Below are 18,344 nucleotides of genomic sequence, written 5' to 3'. Positions count from 1 at the left end.
CTGAACAGTATGTCTGATAAAACCGCAAAAGCACCTCATTGGAAAGAGGATTTTCCGATAGAAAGAACCGAAGCCACCAAGGTAAGCCGGCGGGATTTCGCCCGCTTCCTTTGCCTGGTTTCCGGCGGTCTTGCAGCGGGCAGCGCCTACGTAGCTGTTAAAGCCAATTTCTTTCCACCCGGAGAAGTAACAGGAGAACATTTTGTTTGTAAAGCAGCCAGCGTTCCTGTGGGAGGCACCCGTTCCTTTGTTATTGAGGGAAGCACGATCCCGTATATTCTTATACGACTGGAAAACGGCAACTGGAAGGCATATGAACAAAAATGCACCCATCTTTCCTGTGCAGTGTATTATAAGCCCGGCTCCGGGCAGATTGTATGCCCCTGCCATGAAGGTTTCTTTGACGCCATGACAGGCGAAGTGCTGGCAGGACCGCCGCCCAGGCCATTGCCCGCCCTGGAAGTACTATTGAAAGGAGATGATGTGTATGTGAAAGCCGGGAATCAGAACGCTGCTAAAAAGGCAGCTACCATTTAAAAATCTACCTAACAATATTAAAAATGAGCAATTTTAAAGATGCACAAAATAAAGCGCACCCGAATAAAACAAACACGCTCATATCTGCGCTGATCATTATTCTTATCCTGAATATCGGCATCCAGATATGGCTGCTTTATACCAGTCTTAATAACGCCCTCGGCGAAAACAGGGATATTGCCCTGCCGGCATTTCTGGCCTCGCTGTTTTTATTCCTGATAGGTTTCTTCTGGCTGCACTTCCTGCCTATGGGATACCGGAAAAATGACCGGAAATAAAGGGAAATACATCAGGAACCTATGCTAAAATTCGCCATACCGGGAAATACGGGCCAAATTATTTAATATTGCGTCATTATGAAAGCATTTCTCGTTATCCCTTTTTTACTCGCTCAATTGTCATCACTGGCTCAAATTTCTACCCTGGCCACCTGTAAAGCGGTGAATGATTCCATCATTGCCCGTTATAACCGCAATGATTTTGATGGGATCTATCATATAGGAAACGAATGGTTCAAAGCAAATATCAGCAAAGACTACTGCATCAACAGTTTCAAGGAAAGTAAAGAAATCACCGGTGAAATTTTGTCAACGGTGCTGACGGATGATTTAGGTACTGTGAAACATTTTAAATGGGTAGGCAAAAACAAAAATCTGGATTTTGAATTGAGAGTGGAAGATGGACAAATGAAGTTGTTCGACTTCAGTAATTTTGTCCGGCAGGAGAATGATCCGAATAAGCAGGTACAGACAGACAACCCGTTAAAAAGTCAACTGGATTCCATTGTGCATAAATATGCGCTCGTTTACATGAGTGATAAAAGAGCGGCAGGGCTTTCCATTGGCATATATAAGGACGGGAAAAAACAAATATATAACTATGGTGAAGCAAATAAAAAGACCGGGAACCTGGCCGACAGCAATACTATTTATCAAATAGGCTCTGTTGCCAAAACATTTATCGGGATATTGCTGGCACAGGCTATTGTAGATGGAAAGATGCATCTTAACGATGATATCCGTAAATACCTGAGTGGAAGTTTTCCTAATTTACAGTACCAGGGTCACCCTATACAACTGGTTAACCTGGCTAATCACACCGGTGGCTTTAACCGGTTTAATCTTATCAATTTCCCCAAAGATTTTGAGAATTGGGATTCATACAAACAAAACAATTTTCTCTATAGCTATCCTACATCCCGGTATATACAAGACTGGCATACCTTAAAACTGGATACCATACCCGGCGCTAATTATTATTACTCCTTAGGGGGCATTATGTTATTAAGAATGGCGCTCGAGAAAGTATATGGTAAATCACTGGACAATTTAGTAAGGGGTTATTTTGGGAATACATTTCAGATGCATAATACCAAACTGAATTTGATTCCGGCCGATACCGTTCAACTGGCTATTCCTTATAATGGAAACGGGGAGGCTATGGCTCCCATGTTAAGATCAACTGCATCGCTGTTCACGATAAAATCCACTCCTGCTGATATGCTTAAGTATGTAGCAGCCAATGTACAGGAAAAGGAATTAGCAGTGTTGCTGTCGCATAAGCCAACCTATGGGGATGTCAGGTGGTTTGCATTGGGCCTTACCTGGATGATAACAGATAGCTGGGACAAAGGTCTGCGTATTTTCCATAGCGGGCATGATGTCGGCTACAATACATTATGTACCATGTATCCCCAATCCGGACTGGGTTTTGTGCTCATGGCCAATGAAGATGAGCGCCAGGATTATCTTTTCGGTCTTGAAAAGAAGATATTTCAAAGTCTGCAGATCAGGTGATCTGAAGCGCAATCAATAAACCTGAGGTATTTCCATTTTTCTTACAGGATGAATTTTACACAAAAGCTGCGTTTAGAAAATCATTGAGCGGTTTCAGAGATCTATAAATTTCAGCCAACTTCTTTGGGGCATCTTTTTCCAAAAGCGCTTTATCAGTAATAGGACAGACGGCTACAAAGTTTTTCAGTTTCAGGTACTCCCCCACCGGATCATCTTTTTCAAAGCCGGAAGGAACACGTTTTAGCTTTCCTTCTTCGCTCAACCCGCCGAAATAATGCCGGAAACTTTCTTCGCCCACGATTTTCTCAAACTCCCGTGCATTGCCGGAAATCTCTTTCCGGAGCGTTTTCAGGTTATCATTTTCCAGCATGTAAATACCTCCTGCCAGAAAGGATTGTCCAGGCTGGATATGCAGATAGTAGCCGGCTTTTCCTACCGCTATGCTTGCCCCGAAATTGGTTTTATAAGGGGCTTTGTTATGAGAAAACCTGGTATCACGATATATCCGGAAAAGTGATTTGCCGGCATCTACTTTCGCTATATTCTTATCAAATTTGGCCATTTGCCCTATCAGTTCCTCAACAAAAGAAATAACATCTTCGCGGGCATCCGTATAAATATTTTTATGCTCATTGAACCATTCCCGGCTATTGTTGGCGTCTAATTCTTCCAGAAATTTCAGGGTAGATACTTTCATGTTTTAGTTGATTAAATGGAGCACCATCAGATGCTCCATTGTCATGTGAGCAGCAAAGTTATGGTGTGCCTCAAACATAAAATTGTAAAAATGGGACAATGCTAATCTTTCCTGTCAAAGATCAGGGACATCTTTAAGTGGTCGCCATAAAATTCTTTGGGTGTCAGTCCTGTAAATTCCTTGAAATCCTTAATAAAATGCGCCTGGTCGTAATACTCGGACTGGTAGGCTAATGCAATAAGACTGGCAGGTTCCTCATTCAGCAACACTTTCAGCGAGGCTTGTAACCTGATGGTTTTTGATAATTGTTTCGGACTCAAACCAATGGCTGATGAAAATTTACGTACCAACTGCCTGCGATTGGTATTGGTTTGTTTGGAAAGTTCTTCAACGGAAAATTGACCGCTGGCTGCCAGAATAGTTTCAACAGTTGATTTTACAATGTGGTCAATGGTGGCAGTATCCGTTAACCGGCCTAATAAAAAGGCTTCTATCAATTTTATTCTTTCTGATGTTGAATCAGCGTTTAAAATCTGTTGACCGATTTCCTTCCCATCCTCCCCAAACAGTTGTTCCAATGAAACGGCTGTATTCTCCATTTCTTTTATCGGTATGGTTGTAAAAGGTAAAAATCCGTATGAATGAAAACGGACAAAAAAAGTACCTGTTTCTCCCGTCGGTTCTACTTCAAGGGGACGTGTCAGTTGGCCAATTACAAAGCATTTCGGCAAGGCAACACAACTTCCGTCTTCCAGGTATTGTTTATACAAATCGCCATAGTGAAAAATCATTTTCATACTACCATCAGGAACTATGGTGTTTTTCCCAGGTGTTTTTCCTTTTGGGCTTTCCAATGTCCAATAACATTCGACAAATGACGATAAGTCCTGATGGGGTTTATAAATTTGATGATTCATTTATTGGACGGTGTTTGTTAGCGTGTTGCGATGCTTATTTATGACGGCATAAAATTACGCAAATTACTTAACAGTCAATAATCGCTAATACGAAAACCACCCGATTTCTTCATAATCTCAAATTCACTTCTTCTGTTCAACTGATGTTCTTCTGCGGAGCATGGCACTTCATTGCTGCACTTATTCACCAGCTTTGTTTCGCCGTAACCGCGGGCTGTCAACCTGCTTTCATCAATTCCATGTGTAATAAGGTATTGCAATGCAGCCCGGGCACGGCGTTCAGAAAGTTTCAAGTTATACTTGTCAGAACCTCTTGAATCGGTGTGTGAAGTTATATTAAGATGCCAGTTTGGGTGCGCCTTCATTAACTGAACAATATGCTCCAGCGGGTTAACAGCATCCCTCCTTATATTTGATTTATCGAAGTTGTAATAAATATTCTCAATAGCAACGACCGGCGATACTGGCACCACCGGCGGTATGTCGTTGAGGTATAACGTCCGGTGTATAACGGTGGAGTCTTCCATATGTACCGTGGAGAAACTTTCCACAGCGGAGGCTATAAGACCTGGCTTAACGGCATTCAAACTATAATCGGTAGACATACTGAGTGTAAAGGAGAATTTCCCATCTGCGTCTGTTACTACTTTTACCGGGGTGCTTTTAGTTAAATCATTCAAAGTCACTTCTGCACTATTTATAGCCGCGCCCGTTTTTGTATGAAGCACTTCTCCTTCCAATATTAACAGGGCATTAAACTCGTACAAGTCATCGCTCCCGATACCTGAGGGCCGATTGGAAGCAAAATATCCGCGATATCCTCTTTTGAAAAAAGGCGAAAAATCATCTTGCGGACTATTGATGGGAGCGCCGGCATTTACAACCTGCCATCCCCCATTTGTTGTTGGAGATGCCTTATAGATATCAAGACCTCCAATACCCGCACGGCCATCGCTGGCAAAATAGAAATTTCCGTTGCTATCAAAGAGCGGCGTACGTTCGTTACCTGGTGTATTAATATCGCTGCCCATATTTACGGGTTGCGTCCATCCGGTATCATTCACTCTTTTGCTATAATAAATATCTGTTCCGCCAAAACCATCTGCAGGTGCGTCTGAGATAAAATAGAGCGTTCGACCATCCGGTGAGATGAACGGATCTCCCAGGGAATTCTCAAATACATCATTATAAGGAAACGCCACGGGATGGCCCCACCTGTTTGCTATAGTATCCCAATGGCTGTAATATATCTCGATGTTGATATCATAGAAGGGCTCCTTACCTAGAAACTTTGCTTTCTTTCTTATATAGCGTGTCCCCGCAAAAAACATTTCCTTCTCATCTGCTGTAAAACTTGCACCTGCAGTATGATAATATTCCTTTACCAGCGTGGTATCAAACATCGAAATACTTGCGCTGTCCTTTTCTTTGGATGAATAGAGATGCTGGTAACTATCGCCTGTCCAACCGTATGTTTCCCTCTTAATATTGGAATTGCGGAAAAACGGTCGTTTCATTTTCAAGGTGGTGGGCCTGTCTGAGGAAAAAACAATTTCCCCATTGTATGTAATTGCACCCCAATCAGATTTTGACGAATTAAGCTGATGAAGATTAACAAGCTCTCCCCGTAATGGATGGTTAATCCAATAGGTAGCAGAGTCGCAGCTAACAATCATTCTTGAAACAAGGGTAGCGTTCTTTAAAATTTTGGTGGTATCAAGTTTTAAAAGTAATGCCTTTGCATCTGCATACTTTGCATTTCTAATCAATGTTTGCGCATACCTGAATTCGTCTTGAGGCGTATGATCTTTTAAGGTATACAGTGTTGCATACCACGACTCCGCCCGGGAAAAATCCCGTTGCTTATAATAAGCTTCGGCGGCTCCCCTTGCTGCTTCGGCCGTTTCCTTTTTCCTGTAAGCCTTTTCGTATAAGGGTATCGCCCTTGCATAGTTGTACAGGTTGCTTTGGTTTCTCGCTTCATCAAGTACATATTGCGCCCGGGCGTTAAGACAACCCAGTGCAAATAAAATTATCATTCCTGCAATATATTTATTGTTTGACCTTAGCATAATTCCCCTGTTTTTACACTAAAAATATCTTGGTGACAACATTTTAGCTTTGGGATTAAAAAAGAAATAGCTGATTGAAATCTCATTGGTGGGATAACCTCCCATACCTACAACGTTTGTCGTGTATTCGTAAGCGTATCCTAAACGTATCTTTTGCCCGATAAAAACTTCTGCCATACCTATAACAGCTCCCGACTTTTTAAGATCGTGTTGTATTAATTCTTTGTTGAACACGGCTGTTCTGTAACCCGCACCCACCCATATTATCTTATTAATCAGTACAAAAGCATTTATATCAAGACTTGTAGGACCAGCGAAATCTTCTTTTACCAGAATAGAGGGTTTAAGTTGTATAACTTCCGACAATGGAATTAATCCGCCAACTGTGGCATACAGGTGTACTTTGCGTTCTGTAAAAATATTACCAGGATCCTTTTTTGCATCAAATGCCGATGAAATAAGGTTATCTGCCGAAAGACCCGCAAAGAAAGAATTGGAATTATAAAATACGCCTATTCTTGCGTCGGGAGTAAATTTTGTTCTGAGAGAATTATACAGGGTAGGATCTTCATCGGTAGGATCTGTAGGATCATAGTCCTCCACTTTTATCCTGTTTTGTATAAATCCGGCACTAATACCAATAGAAAATGTTTTGCCACTCTCCTCATGCTGAACAGGAATGCGGAAAGCATAGCTTGCATACAGCGATGAAGTTCCCTGCAAACCTATTTCATCATTCGCTATATTTAACCCAAGGCCATACCGTCCGTCTCTTGCTACCCCGTCTACGGCCACCGACACCGTTTTCGGCGCTCCTGGGAAACCTGACCATTGATTGCGGTAAAATGCGTTGATATTCCACACCTCTCTATATCCCGCGTAGGCCGGATTTATATAAAGGCCATTAAAAATATACTGGCTAAATTGCGCATCCTGCTGAGCCTCCGCTGACGCAACGACTGCAAAACAAAACAATAGCATCATCCATTTATTTTTCATAGCTCGTAGTTATTAAAGTACAAAACAAGCGCGTTCCTGTCCTTCTGTTATCAGCGTCTTAATATCAATACATTGCCTTTATATGTATGCCAAACATTGTTGCTATCTTTTAATTTTAGTATATAGAAGTAAGTGCCTTCATTTAAGCCACTGCCATCCCAGTCATTCTGATAATTCTTCTTCTGGTAAACATTTGCATTCCACCTGTTGAAAACAAGCAGTTCATTTTCAGTATACAGCTCAAGACCTTTAATCACGAACTTATCATTATGGCCATTCCCATTAGGTGTAAATACATTGGGGATTTTGAATGGAATAACTTCCTTGCTAACAGCAGCCTTGTTATTGGTTTCATCTATATCAACCTGTGGGCTTGACACGGTGGCGGTGTTTACAATAGTACCCATGGCATCCGCCTGTACGCGTAATGTAAGCGATTCGCTACCTCCGTTTTGCAGTGAATCTATTCTCCAGGTAAGCGTCCGGTTACTGGCATCATAATCTGCCACTCCCCTGCTGGCAACACTGCTGATATAGATAATTCCCGGCGGCAACACGTCTTTAACGGTAACAGGTGAAGCAGTAGATGCTGCATTTCCTATTACGATGGTATAATCATACCTGTCTGGTACTGTTACAGGCTTATCGTTTGTTTGTTTTATAATATTAAGATCGACTACCTGCGATGGTCCGGTTCTTAATACCGGGATGACTATAAAAGGATTCTTAGTGCATCCTGCTGCGCTGCTGGTACTTATCTTCACTTCCGCAACATTACTGATTTCGGTTACGCCCTGCAGATTTGCGTTTGCTCTCACAACAAATGAATAATCCCTTGCTTCATTTACTCCGAGATTGATGTCGCTAAAGCTTACGACATTATTATTCATTGAGCCTTGCGCAGTGCTTACAAATGTGGTATGCGCTGGTACAGCATCCGTTATAGTAACATTTTCTATGACTGATGCACCCGTATTTCTTACCCGGATTGTATAGGTTAGTAACTCGTTCTCTCCGGCTGTTCCGTTACCACCTGCGTCAGCAACCAATTTAATGGCTTCAAAACCGCCCGATAATATTATTACGCTGGCTTTAATACTGCAACCATTAGCATCTGTTATAGTGCAGGTATAGGTTCCAGGCGCAAGATTGTTGGCCGTTGCGGCAGTACCTCCATTAGACCAGAGGTAGCTGTATGGCGCTGTTCCGCCGGCCGCCGTTACAGTGGCTGAACCGGTATTGCCGCCATCACAGTTCACATTCAACTGCGAGGTAGTAACGCTCAACGCATCAGGCTCAGTGATCGTTACGCTGATAGATGTATCGCAACCATTTGCATCAGTTACAGTAGCAGTATAAGTGTCTGCCGGAAGATTATTGATCGTCGCTGTTGTGCCGCCGTTGCTCCATAAGTAGCTGTACGGCGCTGTGCCGCCGCTGGCAGTTACAGTGGCCGAACCGGTGTTGCCGCCGTTACATAAAACATTATCATGCGTTGCGGTGGCTGTAACAGCTGTTGTTTCTGTAATAGTAACCGTTGCCGTGGTGTCACAGCCGTGACCATCTGTTATAGTGCAGGTGTACCTACCACCAGCGAGGTTATTGGCCGTTGCGGTAGTCCCTCCATTAGACCAGAGGTAGTTGTATGGCGCTGTTCCACCGGCTACCGTTACGGTAGCTGAACCGTTATTGCCGCCATGGCAGTCCACATTCAACTGCGAGGTGATGAAACTTAACGCACCAGGTTCAGTAACTGTTACACTGACAGATGTATCACAACCGTTTACATCCGTTATGGTGCAGGTATATGTGCCAATCGTCAGGTTGCTTATAGCAGCCGTAGTTGCTCCGTTGCTCCATAAGTAGCTATATGGCGCTGTTCCGCCATTCGCTGCAATAGATATGCTGCCTGTATTGCCGCCGTTACATAAAACATTATTCTGCGTAATGGCCGCTGTAACAGCAGCCGTTTCTGTAATAGTAACCGTTGCGGCAGTATCACAACCATGGGCATCAGTAATAGTGCAGGTGTAAGTACCTGCTGCGAGATTACTGATAGTGGCCGTTGTTGCCCCGTTGGACCAAAGATAGCTATACGGCCTTCTGCCGCCGTCGGCAGTTACCGTTGCCGAACCGGTGCTATCACCATGGCAGTTTACATTCACCTGCGAGGTGGTAAAACTTAACGCATCCGGCTCGGTAACCGTTACACTGATAGACGTATCACAACCATTTACATCGGTGATGGTAGCAGTATAAGTGCCTGCCGGCAGGTTATTGATGGTGGCGGTTGTTCCGCCATTGCTCCATAAGTAGCTGTACGGCGCTGTGCCGCCACTGGCTGCTACTGTGGCCGAACCAGTATTGCCGCCGTTACATAAAACATTATCATGCGTTGCGGTGGCTGTAACAGCTGTTGTTTCTGTGATAGTAACCGTGGCCGTTGTATCACAGCCATGGCCATCTGTTATCGTGCAGGTGTAAGTACCCGCAGTAAGGTTATTTACAGTTGCAGCAGTTCCTCCATTAGACCAAAGATAGCTGTAAGGACTTGTGCCGCCATCGGCCGTTACCGTGACGCTACCGGTGCTATCACCATGGCAATTTACATTCACCTGTGAGGTGGTGAAGCTTAACGCATCCGGCTCAGTAATCGTTACGCTGATAGATGTATCGCAACCGTTCACATCTGCTATGGTGCAGGTATAGGTGCCAATCGTTAAGTTATTTATTGCAGCCGTGGTTGCTCCATTGCTCCATAAGTAGCTGTATGGCGCGGTTCCGCCACTCGCTGCAACAGATATGCTGCCCGTGTTGCCGCCGTTACATAAAACATTATCCTGCGTTACGGCTGCTTTAATAGCCGCTGTTTCTACAATAGTAATCGTTGCGGTAGTATCACAGCCGTGGGCATCCGTTATAGTGCAGGTGTAAGTGCCTGCGGTGAGGTTGCCGATAGCGGCGGTTGTTGCCCCATTAGACCAAAGATAGCTGTAAGGTCTTCTGCCGCCATCGGCTGTTACCGTTGCCGAACCGGTGCTATCACCATGGCAGTTCACATTCACCTGGGAGGTAGTAAAACTTAACGCCTCAGGCTCGGTAACTGTTACACTGACAGACGTATCACAACCATTTACATCGGTGATGGTAGCAGTGTAAGTGCCTGCCGGCAGGTTATTGATCGTTGCGGTTGTTCCGCCGTTGCTCCACAGGTAGCTATACGGCGCTGTGCCACCGGCAGCTGCAACGGATATACTGCCTGTATTTCCACCATTACATAAAACATTATCATGCGTTACAGTAGCTGTGATAGCGTCTGTTTCTGTGATAGTAACCGTTGCGGTAGTATCACAGCCATGACCATCTGTTATGGTGCAGGTATAAGTACCGGCAGCGATATTATTAATAGTTGCGGCAGTTCCTCCATTGCTCCAAAGGTAGCGGTAAGGTCTTCTGCCGCCATCGGCCGTTACAGTGGCGGAACCGGTGCTTTCGCCATGGCAGTTCACATTCACCTGCGAGGTGGTGAAGCTTAACGCGTCCGGCTCAGTAATCGTCACAGATACCCTTCCTGTGCAACCGTTCACATCTGTTATAGTACAGGTATATGTGCCAATCGTTAAGTTATTTATTGCGGACGTAGTTGCTCCGTTGCTCCACAAGTAGCTGTACGGTACTGTTCCGCCGCTGGCTGTAATGGATATGCTGCCAGTATTGCCGCCATTACATAAAACATTATCCTGCGTTACAGCTGCTGTAATAGCCGCTGTTTCTGCAATAGTAACCGTTGCGGTAGTATCACAACCATTAGCATCTGTAATAGTGCAGGTGTAAATACCTGCGATGAGATTACTCATAGTGGCGGTTGTTTCGCCATTAGACCAAAGGTAGCTGTAAGGACTCGTACCGCCGGATGCTGTTACTGTTGCAGAACCGGTACTATCACCATAGCAGTCCACATCTACCTGTGAGGTAGTAAAGCTTAACGCATCAGGCTCGGTAACCGTTACGCTGACAGACGTATCACAGCCATTTACGTCCGTTATCGTAGCAGTATAAGTGCCCGCAGTAAGGTTATTGATCGTTGCGGTTGTTCCGCCGTTGCTCCATAAGTAGCTGTAAGGCGCAGTTCCACCGGTGACGGAAACAGATATGCTACCGGTATTACCACCATTACACAGCACATCGTTTTGTGTAACGACTGCTGTAATCGCTGCCGTTTCTGTGATGGCAACCGTTGCCGTGGTGTCACAGCCATGATCATCTGTTACAGTGCAGGTATAGGTACCTGCAGTGAGATTATTGGCTGTAGCGGCAGTGCCTCCGTTAGACCAAAGGTAGGTGTACGGGCTGGTGCCTCCGGATACCGCTACCGTAGCGGAACCTGTATTACCGCCATGGCAGTCAACATCTACCTGCGATGTAGTGACGCTTAACTCATCAGGCTCCGTAACCGTTACGCTGATAGACGTATCACAACCATTTACATCGGTTATAGTAACCGCATAAATGCCTGCAGTAAGGTTATTGACTGCCGGGGTAGTTGCTCCATTATCCCAGAAGTAGCTGTATGGCGCTGTGCCACCGGTAACGGCAACGGATATACTACCTGTATTACCGTCATAGCACAAAACATTATTCACCGTTACTTCTGCGGCAATAGCGGCATTTTCTGTTATAGTAACTGTTGCTGCAGCAGTACAACCGTGCGCATCCCGGATAGCAACAATATAAGTTCCGGCGGTCAGGTTATTGATAGTTGAGGTAGTGCCTCCATTAGACCAAAGGTAAGTATACGGCCCTGTGCCGCCGGTTACTGTCACAGTAGCACTACCGCTATTGTCGCCATTACAGTTCACATTCACCTGGGAGGTAGTGGCGCTTAATACATCCGGCTGCGTGATAGTGACGGTAGCCGTTGTCGTACAGTTATTGGCGTCTGCTATTGTACAGGTGTAAGTGCCAGCAGCAAGGTTACTTGCAGTAGCGCCGGTGCCGCCAGCGGGCGACCAGCTATACCGGTATGGTGCAGCACCGCCGGATACTGCTACAGTAGCAGCGCCATTATTATTTCCATTACAATCTATATTTGTTTGCGTTGTTGTGAACCGGAGAGCTGTTGGCTCTGTGATCGTAACAGTTGCCGTTGTATCACAACCATGCGCATCAGTAATCGTACAGGTATAAGTACCCGCTTTAAGGTTGTTGGCAGCAGCACCTGTCCCACCACTGGGTGACCAGCTGTAGGTGTATGGAGTTGTTCCGCCTGTAACAGTTACCCTGGCAGCACCGGTAGCCGAACCATTACAAAGCACATCTGTATGAACAGCGATAAATCTTAATAAACCAGGTTGGGTAATCGTCACGCTGACAGATGTATCACAACCATTTGCATCCGTAACAGCACAGGTATACGTTCCGGGTGACAGACTCGTAATAGCCGCTGTAGTGGCACTATTAGACCAAAGGTAGGTATAAGGAGCAGTGCCGCCTGAAGCTGTTACTCCGGCTGTGCCATCGGCTGCTCCATTACAACTGATATTATTTTGTGTAGCACTTACAGATAAAGCAGGTGGTTGTGTGACAGTTGTGCTTGTTGTGGTAACACAACCATTTGAATCGGTAACGGTGCAGGTATAGGTACCCGCAATAAGCCCTGTGGCAGTGGCGGTGGTAGCGCCACCGGGCGACCAAAGATATGTATACGGTGCAGTTCCTCCCGCCGGCACTGCAGTAGCAGTACCATCATTGCCTTTATTGCACGAAACATTGGTATGTGTCGACGTAGCCGTTAATGCAGCCGGTTCCGTAATTTCAAATGATTGCGTATACCTGCAATTATTGGCATCTGTAACAGAAAACTGGTGGGTACCCGGAGAAAGATTTGTTTCGGTAGCGGTGGTTGCGCCGGTTGACCAGGTGTAAGTATAAGGTGCTGTGCCTCCGGACGGCGTTAAAGTTACCGTACCATCATTAGCTCCCCGGCATGTTACATTCACCTGGTCAACATCAACTACCAAAACATCCGGTTCGGTAATCGTTACGGTTACAATATTTGTGCAGCCTTTAATATCTGTAATCGTGCAGGTATAGGTGCCTGCAATAAGACCAGTAGCTATTGCGCCGGTGCCACCTCTTGGCGACCAGCTGTAAGTATACGGCGCTACACCACCTGTAACCACAACAGTTGCCGTACCGTCGATATTGCCGTGACAGGTCACGTTTGTTTGCGTTGCGGTACCGGTTATTGCCGAAGGCTCAGTGATAGTAACGGTTACATCTCCTGTACAGCCATGCGAATCCGTAATGGTACAGGTATAGCTGCCCGCAACAAGATTCTCTATTTTGGCAGTAGTTTGTCCGCCTTGCCACAGATAGGTATAAGGCGCTGTGCCACCGGTACCACTCAGCGTAATGCTTCCGTTTGTGCCGCCATTACATATCACCTCTATCTTTGAAATCTTTGCAGATACCTCCGCAGGTTCGGATATGGTTACATTTACATCTGTGGTGCAATTATTCGCATCGGTTACCGTACAGGTGTAAGCACCGGGAGCAAGATCACTTATAGTTTGCGTAGTGGCGCCTGTCGACCAGCTATAACGGTATGGAGTAGTACCTCCGCCAGCATTCACGGTAGCGCTGCCATCTGTATCACCGTTACAAGTGGCATTTGTATGTGTAATACTTGCCGTTAATACCGCTGGCTGTGTAATTTCAACGGTGCCTATAATTTTGCAACCATTAACATCAGTAACATGCGCGGTATAGGTTCCAGGGCCAAGATTGCTTACCGTGGGCGTTGTTTCCCCACCCGGATCCCAGCTGTAGGTATACGGACTGGTACCTCCGGATATGATAGCAGTAGCTGTACCATCATTTAAACCATTGCACGAAACATTCGTTTTATTGGCAGTGGCACCCAGGGCATCAGGCTCTGTAATCGTTACCGATGCTGTTGTTGTGCAATCATTCGCATCAGTGATCGTACAGGTATAAATTCCAGGTGCAAGCCCTGTAGCTGTTTTCCCTCCTCCACCGCCGGGCGACCAGCTATAGCTGTAAGGCGCTGTCCCACCTGTTACGTCAACAGTAGCTTCTCCATCATTAAATCCATTACAATGCACATTCACCTGCGAGGTAACAGCGTTTAAGGCTGCAGGTTCCGCTATCGTAACTGGTGCAGTGGTAGTACAACCATTGCCATCAGTAATAGTAACCGTATATGTTCCTGCTGTAAGATTAGTAACCGTATCATTGGTAGCCCCGTTGCTCCAGCTATACGCATAAGGAAGGGTACCTCCGGCAGCAGTTACAATAGCAGATCCACTGTTGCCTCCGTTACAAAGCACATCGGTGCCCGCAGCGCTGGCAGTTAACGGCGCCGGCTCTGTAATGGTTATAGTCGCTACCACCGTAGCACCCGCATCATCCGTTACCGTGCAGGTATATGTTCCCGGAGCAAGTCCGTCAATCACCGGGTTTGTGGACCCGCCGGGCGACCAGCTATAGGTATAAGGCGGTGTACCGCCATATGCCGATACCCGGGCTACGCCGGTATTAGTGCCATTACAGGTAACATTCGTCTGGGCCGTATTAACTGCCAACGCGGCGCCTGTAGGATCAATAATGGTGACGCTTTCGGTAGTAGTACAACCATTGGCATCCGTAATCGTGCAGGTATACGTTCCCGGAGCAAGACCACTAATAGTTGGTGAGGTTGCGCCGCCAGGTGACCAATTGTATGAATAAGGAGGGGTGCCGCCGGTAGCAGAGGCCGTGGCCGTTCCATTAATTGCTCCCGTTGAAGTGATATTAGTATGAGAAATTGACCCTTCTAACACCAGCGGTTCCGTAATAGTTACTGAGGAAGTAGCAGTACAACCATTCGCATCTGTTACCGTAGTAGTATAAGTACCGGGAGAAAGATTACTAACGGTTTGAGTACTGCCACCACCGGGCGACCAGCTGTAGGTGTATGGAGCTGTACCGCCGGATGGCGTTACCCTGGCAGCACCATCATTGGCGCCGTTACAGGTTATATTATTAATGATGGTGTCTCTTGCCTTCAACAATGCAGGTTCCTTTACTTCTACCGTTTGCCTGATTGTACAACCATTAGCATCTGTAACGGTACAGGTATAAGTGCCAGGGCCAAGATTGCTGATAGCCGGCGTTGTTTCCCCACCGGGCGACCAACTGTAAGTATATGGCGTTGCCCCGCCGGAAACAGTTGCCGTGGCAGCACCATCATTGGCACCTTTACAACTTACATCATCAGCGTTAAACGAAGCGTTCAATGTGGAGGATTGACCGATAGTTACCGTTACTGAAGTAGTACAGCCATTGGCATCTGTTATATTACAGGTATAATCGCCTGCTCCAAGTCCCGTAGCTATTGAACCTGTGCCTCCGCTGGGTGACCATTGGTAAGAATACGGAGCGGTTCCTCCCGTAGCAGTGGCAGTGGCTGTACCCGTGCGTTCCCCATTACAGCCCACATCTGTATGTGTTACTCCTGCAGATAATACAGGAGGTTCCGTAATGGTTGCCGGAGAAGAAACATTAAACGTACATCCGTTTGCATCTGTAATCATCACCGTATAATCTCCCGGAGCAAGGTTATTGATCGTTTGGGTAGTCCCGCCATTTGACCACAGATAAGTATAAGGAGCCATGCCGCCACTGGCATTAACCGTGGCAGAGCCGTTGGCTGCGCCATTGCAGGTTATGTTAGTAGGTGAAGTACTGCCTGTTACCGCGGAAGGCTGACTCACTGTTGCGGAGGTGGTACTCGTACAACCATTGCCATCTGTAATGGTGCAGGTATAAGTGCCTGCTGTAAGATTGTTGGCAGTTGCAGTGGTTGCGCCATCAGACCAACTATAGGAATACGGCGGCGTTCCACCACTGGCCACTGCTGTTGCAGAACCGTCATTGCCGCCATTGCAGCTAACACGTGTAGCCGTCGAAGTTGATGTTAACAATGGCGGTTCCGTCATGGAAACAGTGCCTGTAATAGTACATCCGTTTGCATCTGTAGCGGTACACGTGTATGTGCCGGGACCAAGATTGGTAATAGTCGAAGTGGTTGCACCGCCGGGAGCCCAGCTGTAAGTATAAGGAGCCACACCGCCGGACACTACTGCCGTAGCTGTTCCATCATTTGCTCCATTGCAGCTTATATTAGTTTTGGTAGCGGTAGCGGTTAATACCGGCGGCTCTGTAACGATAATAGTAGCGGTTGTATCACATCCGTTAGCATCCCTAATCGCGCAGGTATAAGTGCCAGCAGACAAACCGTTCGCAGTAGACGCTGAACCGCCCGCCGGCGACCAGCTGTAGGTGTATGGCGCTGTGCCGCCGCTCACGTTTACAGTGGCCGATCCTGCACTGCCGCCGTTACAAAAAACATTGGTCTGGTTAGTAGTAAATGTTATTTGCGGTTTTTGCGTAATCGTTACTGTTGCTGTAATGGTACAATCATTTGCATCTGTTATAGTGCAGGTGTAAGTGCCTGCTGCAAGGTTATTAGCTGTAGCGCCGGTTCCGCCGGAAGGCAACCAGCTGTAAGTATATGGTGCGGTACCACCACTTACGTTCACCGTCGCGGATCCTGTGGCAGCACCGAAGCATAATACATTCACCTGTGAGGTGGTAAAACTCAGGGCAGACGGCTCCGTGATCGTTACGGTGGCCGTGGCATTACAGCCATTGGCATCAGTAACCGTACAGGTGTAAGTGCCTGCTGTAAGATTATTGGCGGTAGCGCCGGTTCCCCCGGAGGGCGACCAGCTATATGTATACGGTGCTGCACCACCTGTTGCAGTCACCGTAGCGGAACCACTATTACCCCCATTACATAAAACATTTGTTTGAGTAGTTGAAGACGACAGCTGCGGCGGTTCACTAATATCTACGGTTGCTGTAACGTTACAGCCATTGGCATCGGTGATGGTACAGGTATAGGTACCGGCGGCAAGATTACTTGCTGTAGCGCCGGTACCGCCAGTGGGTAACCAGTTGTAGCTATATGGCGCAGTACCGCCACTTGCATTCACGGTTGCTGCTCCGGTGGTATTACCAAAGCACAGCACATCCGTTTGTGAGGTGGTGAAACTTATGCCGGATAATGGTTCAGAGATTGTTACGGAGGCCGTTGTAGTGCAACCATTGGCATCCGTTATAGTGCAGGTATAGTTACCCGCCGTAAGATTATTGGCCGTAGCGTCGGTTCCACCACCGGGCGACCAGCTATAGGTGTACGGTGAAGTGCCTCCACTCACGATGACAGTGGCTGATCCGGTAGCGGCGCCAAAACATAGTACATCCGTTTTCGAGGTGGTAGCACTAAGCACTGCCGCCGGTTCAGTGATCGTTACCGATGCAGTGGTATCACATCCAAATCTATTGACGATTGTACAGGTATAAGTACCCGCTGCAAGATTATTAGCAGTAGCAGCAGTACCTCCAACAGGCGACCAGCTGTAGGTAAATGGTCCGCCGCCACCCGTTACATTTACGGTGGCCGTACCATTACTCTGCCCATTACATAAAACATTATTCTGCGTTGTTGTAAATGTAATAGGCGACGCCTGCGCAACGTTGACCGTTGCTATCGTATCACAACCATTGGCATCGGTAATAACGCACCTGTATGCTCCTGCTTCCAGGTTGCTGGCAGTAGCGCTTCTACCACCGGTAGGCAGCCAGCGGTAAGTGTACGGCGGAGTACCTCCGCCCGCCGTAACGCTAGCCGATCCCGTTGCCTCTCCAAAACACTGCACATCTGTTTGCGATGTGGTAAAGCTGATAGCCGGCGGCGCTGTAACTGTTACCGATGCCTGGGCCGCATTACCACCGAGCCCTGTTATTGTACAGGTATACTGGCCGGCAACCAGGTTATTAATAGTGCGTGTGGTAGCTCCATTTGACCAGCTATAGGTATAAGGCGGAAAACCACCAGTGGCATTTGCTGTGGCAGTACCGTCAGATCCGCCAAAACAACTTACATCTGAATGAGATATTGTGAGGGTTAGCTCCTGGGCTTTTACATTCAGGAAAACCAATAAAGAAGCCGCGAAAACAAGTAATTTTATCTTCATGCTTAGATTGATTCGTTATATTAAATCCGGGCAATTAATTACAGCATCTAACAGAATATGGTCAATGCCCGGAATCCCTGCAAACAATATTTATCCAATAGCTGAATGGTGAGTGCACACGATCAGCCTATCTATCTCACGATTGATTAAGATGCTAATGACTGCGTATGCTTAGAAAGGAAGGATTAACGCCAGAAAATGGCCGACAAGGAGGAGTAATT

The 18,344-nt window shown here is 46.5% G+C and carries 8 protein-coding genes; 3 read left to right on the top strand and 5 right to left on the bottom strand.

The window, feature by feature from the left end; all coding sequences use genetic code 11:
• Positions 1-9 precede the first annotated feature (9 nt).
• The 3 genes from AB6805_RS16855 (at position 10) to AB6805_RS16845 (ending at position 2,333) form a co-directional block, all read left to right on the top strand.
• A complete protein-coding gene (locus tag AB6805_RS16855) occupies positions 10-537 on the top strand; it encodes a Rieske (2Fe-2S) protein (RefSeq protein WP_370910606.1) in 528 nt (175 codons plus the stop codon).
• Positions 538-560: 23 nt separating this feature from the next.
• Positions 561-815 carry a DUF6755 family protein gene (locus AB6805_RS16850; RefSeq protein ID WP_370910605.1) on the top strand — a complete coding sequence of 85 codons (255 nt, stop codon included), beginning with the start codon at positions 561-563 and terminating at the stop codon, positions 813-815.
• Positions 816-893: 78 nt separating this feature from the next.
• Positions 894-2,333, top strand: a complete 1,440-nt coding sequence (locus AB6805_RS16845) for a serine hydrolase domain-containing protein (protein ID WP_370910604.1) — start codon at positions 894-896, stop codon at positions 2,331-2,333.
• A 55-nt stretch (positions 2,334-2,388) separates the two neighbouring features.
• Here AB6805_RS16845 and AB6805_RS16840 read toward each other — a convergent pair whose 3' ends face one another.
• From AB6805_RS16840 to AB6805_RS16820, 5 genes are all read right to left on the bottom strand, one after another.
• Positions 2,389-3,030: a DUF2461 domain-containing protein gene (locus AB6805_RS16840; RefSeq protein ID WP_370910603.1), complete on the bottom strand. Its 642-nt coding sequence runs from the start codon at positions 3,028-3,030 to the stop codon at positions 2,389-2,391.
• 101 nt (positions 3,031-3,131) lie between these two features.
• The gene (locus tag AB6805_RS16835) at positions 3,132-3,947 is read right to left on the bottom strand and encodes a DUF6597 domain-containing transcriptional factor (protein WP_370910602.1); all 816 of its coding nucleotides are present in this window, start codon (positions 3,945-3,947) and stop codon (positions 3,132-3,134) included.
• A 74-nt stretch (positions 3,948-4,021) separates the two neighbouring features.
• Positions 4,022-5,986 (bottom strand): OmpA family protein, encoded by a 1,965-nt coding sequence (locus AB6805_RS16830; protein ID WP_370910601.1) that lies wholly within the window; start codon positions 5,984-5,986, stop codon positions 4,022-4,024.
• A 51-nt stretch (positions 5,987-6,037) separates the two neighbouring features.
• A complete protein-coding gene (locus AB6805_RS16825) occupies positions 6,038-7,018 on the bottom strand; it encodes a type IX secretion system membrane protein PorP/SprF (protein WP_370910600.1) in 981 nt (326 codons plus the stop codon).
• Between the two features lie 50 nt (positions 7,019-7,068).
• On the bottom strand, positions 7,069-18,123 hold the full coding sequence (locus AB6805_RS16820; RefSeq protein ID WP_370910599.1) for a gliding motility-associated C-terminal domain-containing protein: 11,055 nt from the start codon (positions 18,121-18,123) through the stop codon (positions 7,069-7,071).
• Positions 18,124-18,344: the final 221 nt, after the last annotated feature.

This window comes from Chitinophaga sp. RCC_12 (assembly GCF_041360695.1).
Classification (GTDB): domain Bacteria; phylum Bacteroidota; class Bacteroidia; order Chitinophagales; family Chitinophagaceae; genus Chitinophaga.
This window is presented reverse-complemented; position numbering and strand designations above follow the sequence as displayed.

Excerpts from the sequence above, each read along its gene's own strand:
- AB6805_RS16855 (WP_370910606.1), top strand. The coding sequence starts at position 10 with ATGTCTGATAAAACCGCAAAAGCACCTCATTGGAAAGAGGATTTTCCG.
- AB6805_RS16850 (WP_370910605.1), top strand. The coding sequence starts at position 561 with ATGAGCAATTTTAAAGATGCACAAAATAAAGCGCACCCGAATAAAACA.
- AB6805_RS16845 (WP_370910604.1), top strand. The coding sequence starts at position 894 with ATGAAAGCATTTCTCGTTATCCCTTTTTTACTCGCTCAATTGTCATCA.
- AB6805_RS16840 (WP_370910603.1), bottom strand. The coding sequence starts at position 3,030 with ATGAAAGTATCTACCCTGAAATTTCTGGAAGAATTAGACGCCAACAAT.
- AB6805_RS16835 (WP_370910602.1), bottom strand. The coding sequence starts at position 3,947 with ATGAATCATCAAATTTATAAACCCCATCAGGACTTATCGTCATTTGTC.
- AB6805_RS16830 (WP_370910601.1), bottom strand. The coding sequence starts at position 5,986 with ATGATAATTTTATTTGCACTGGGTTGTCTTAACGCCCGGGCGCAATAT.
- AB6805_RS16825 (WP_370910600.1), bottom strand. The coding sequence starts at position 7,018 with ATGAAAAATAAATGGATGATGCTATTGTTTTGTTTTGCAGTCGTTGCG.
- AB6805_RS16820 (WP_370910599.1), bottom strand. The coding sequence starts at position 18,123 with ATGAAGATAAAATTACTTGTTTTCGCGGCTTCTTTATTGGTTTTCCTG.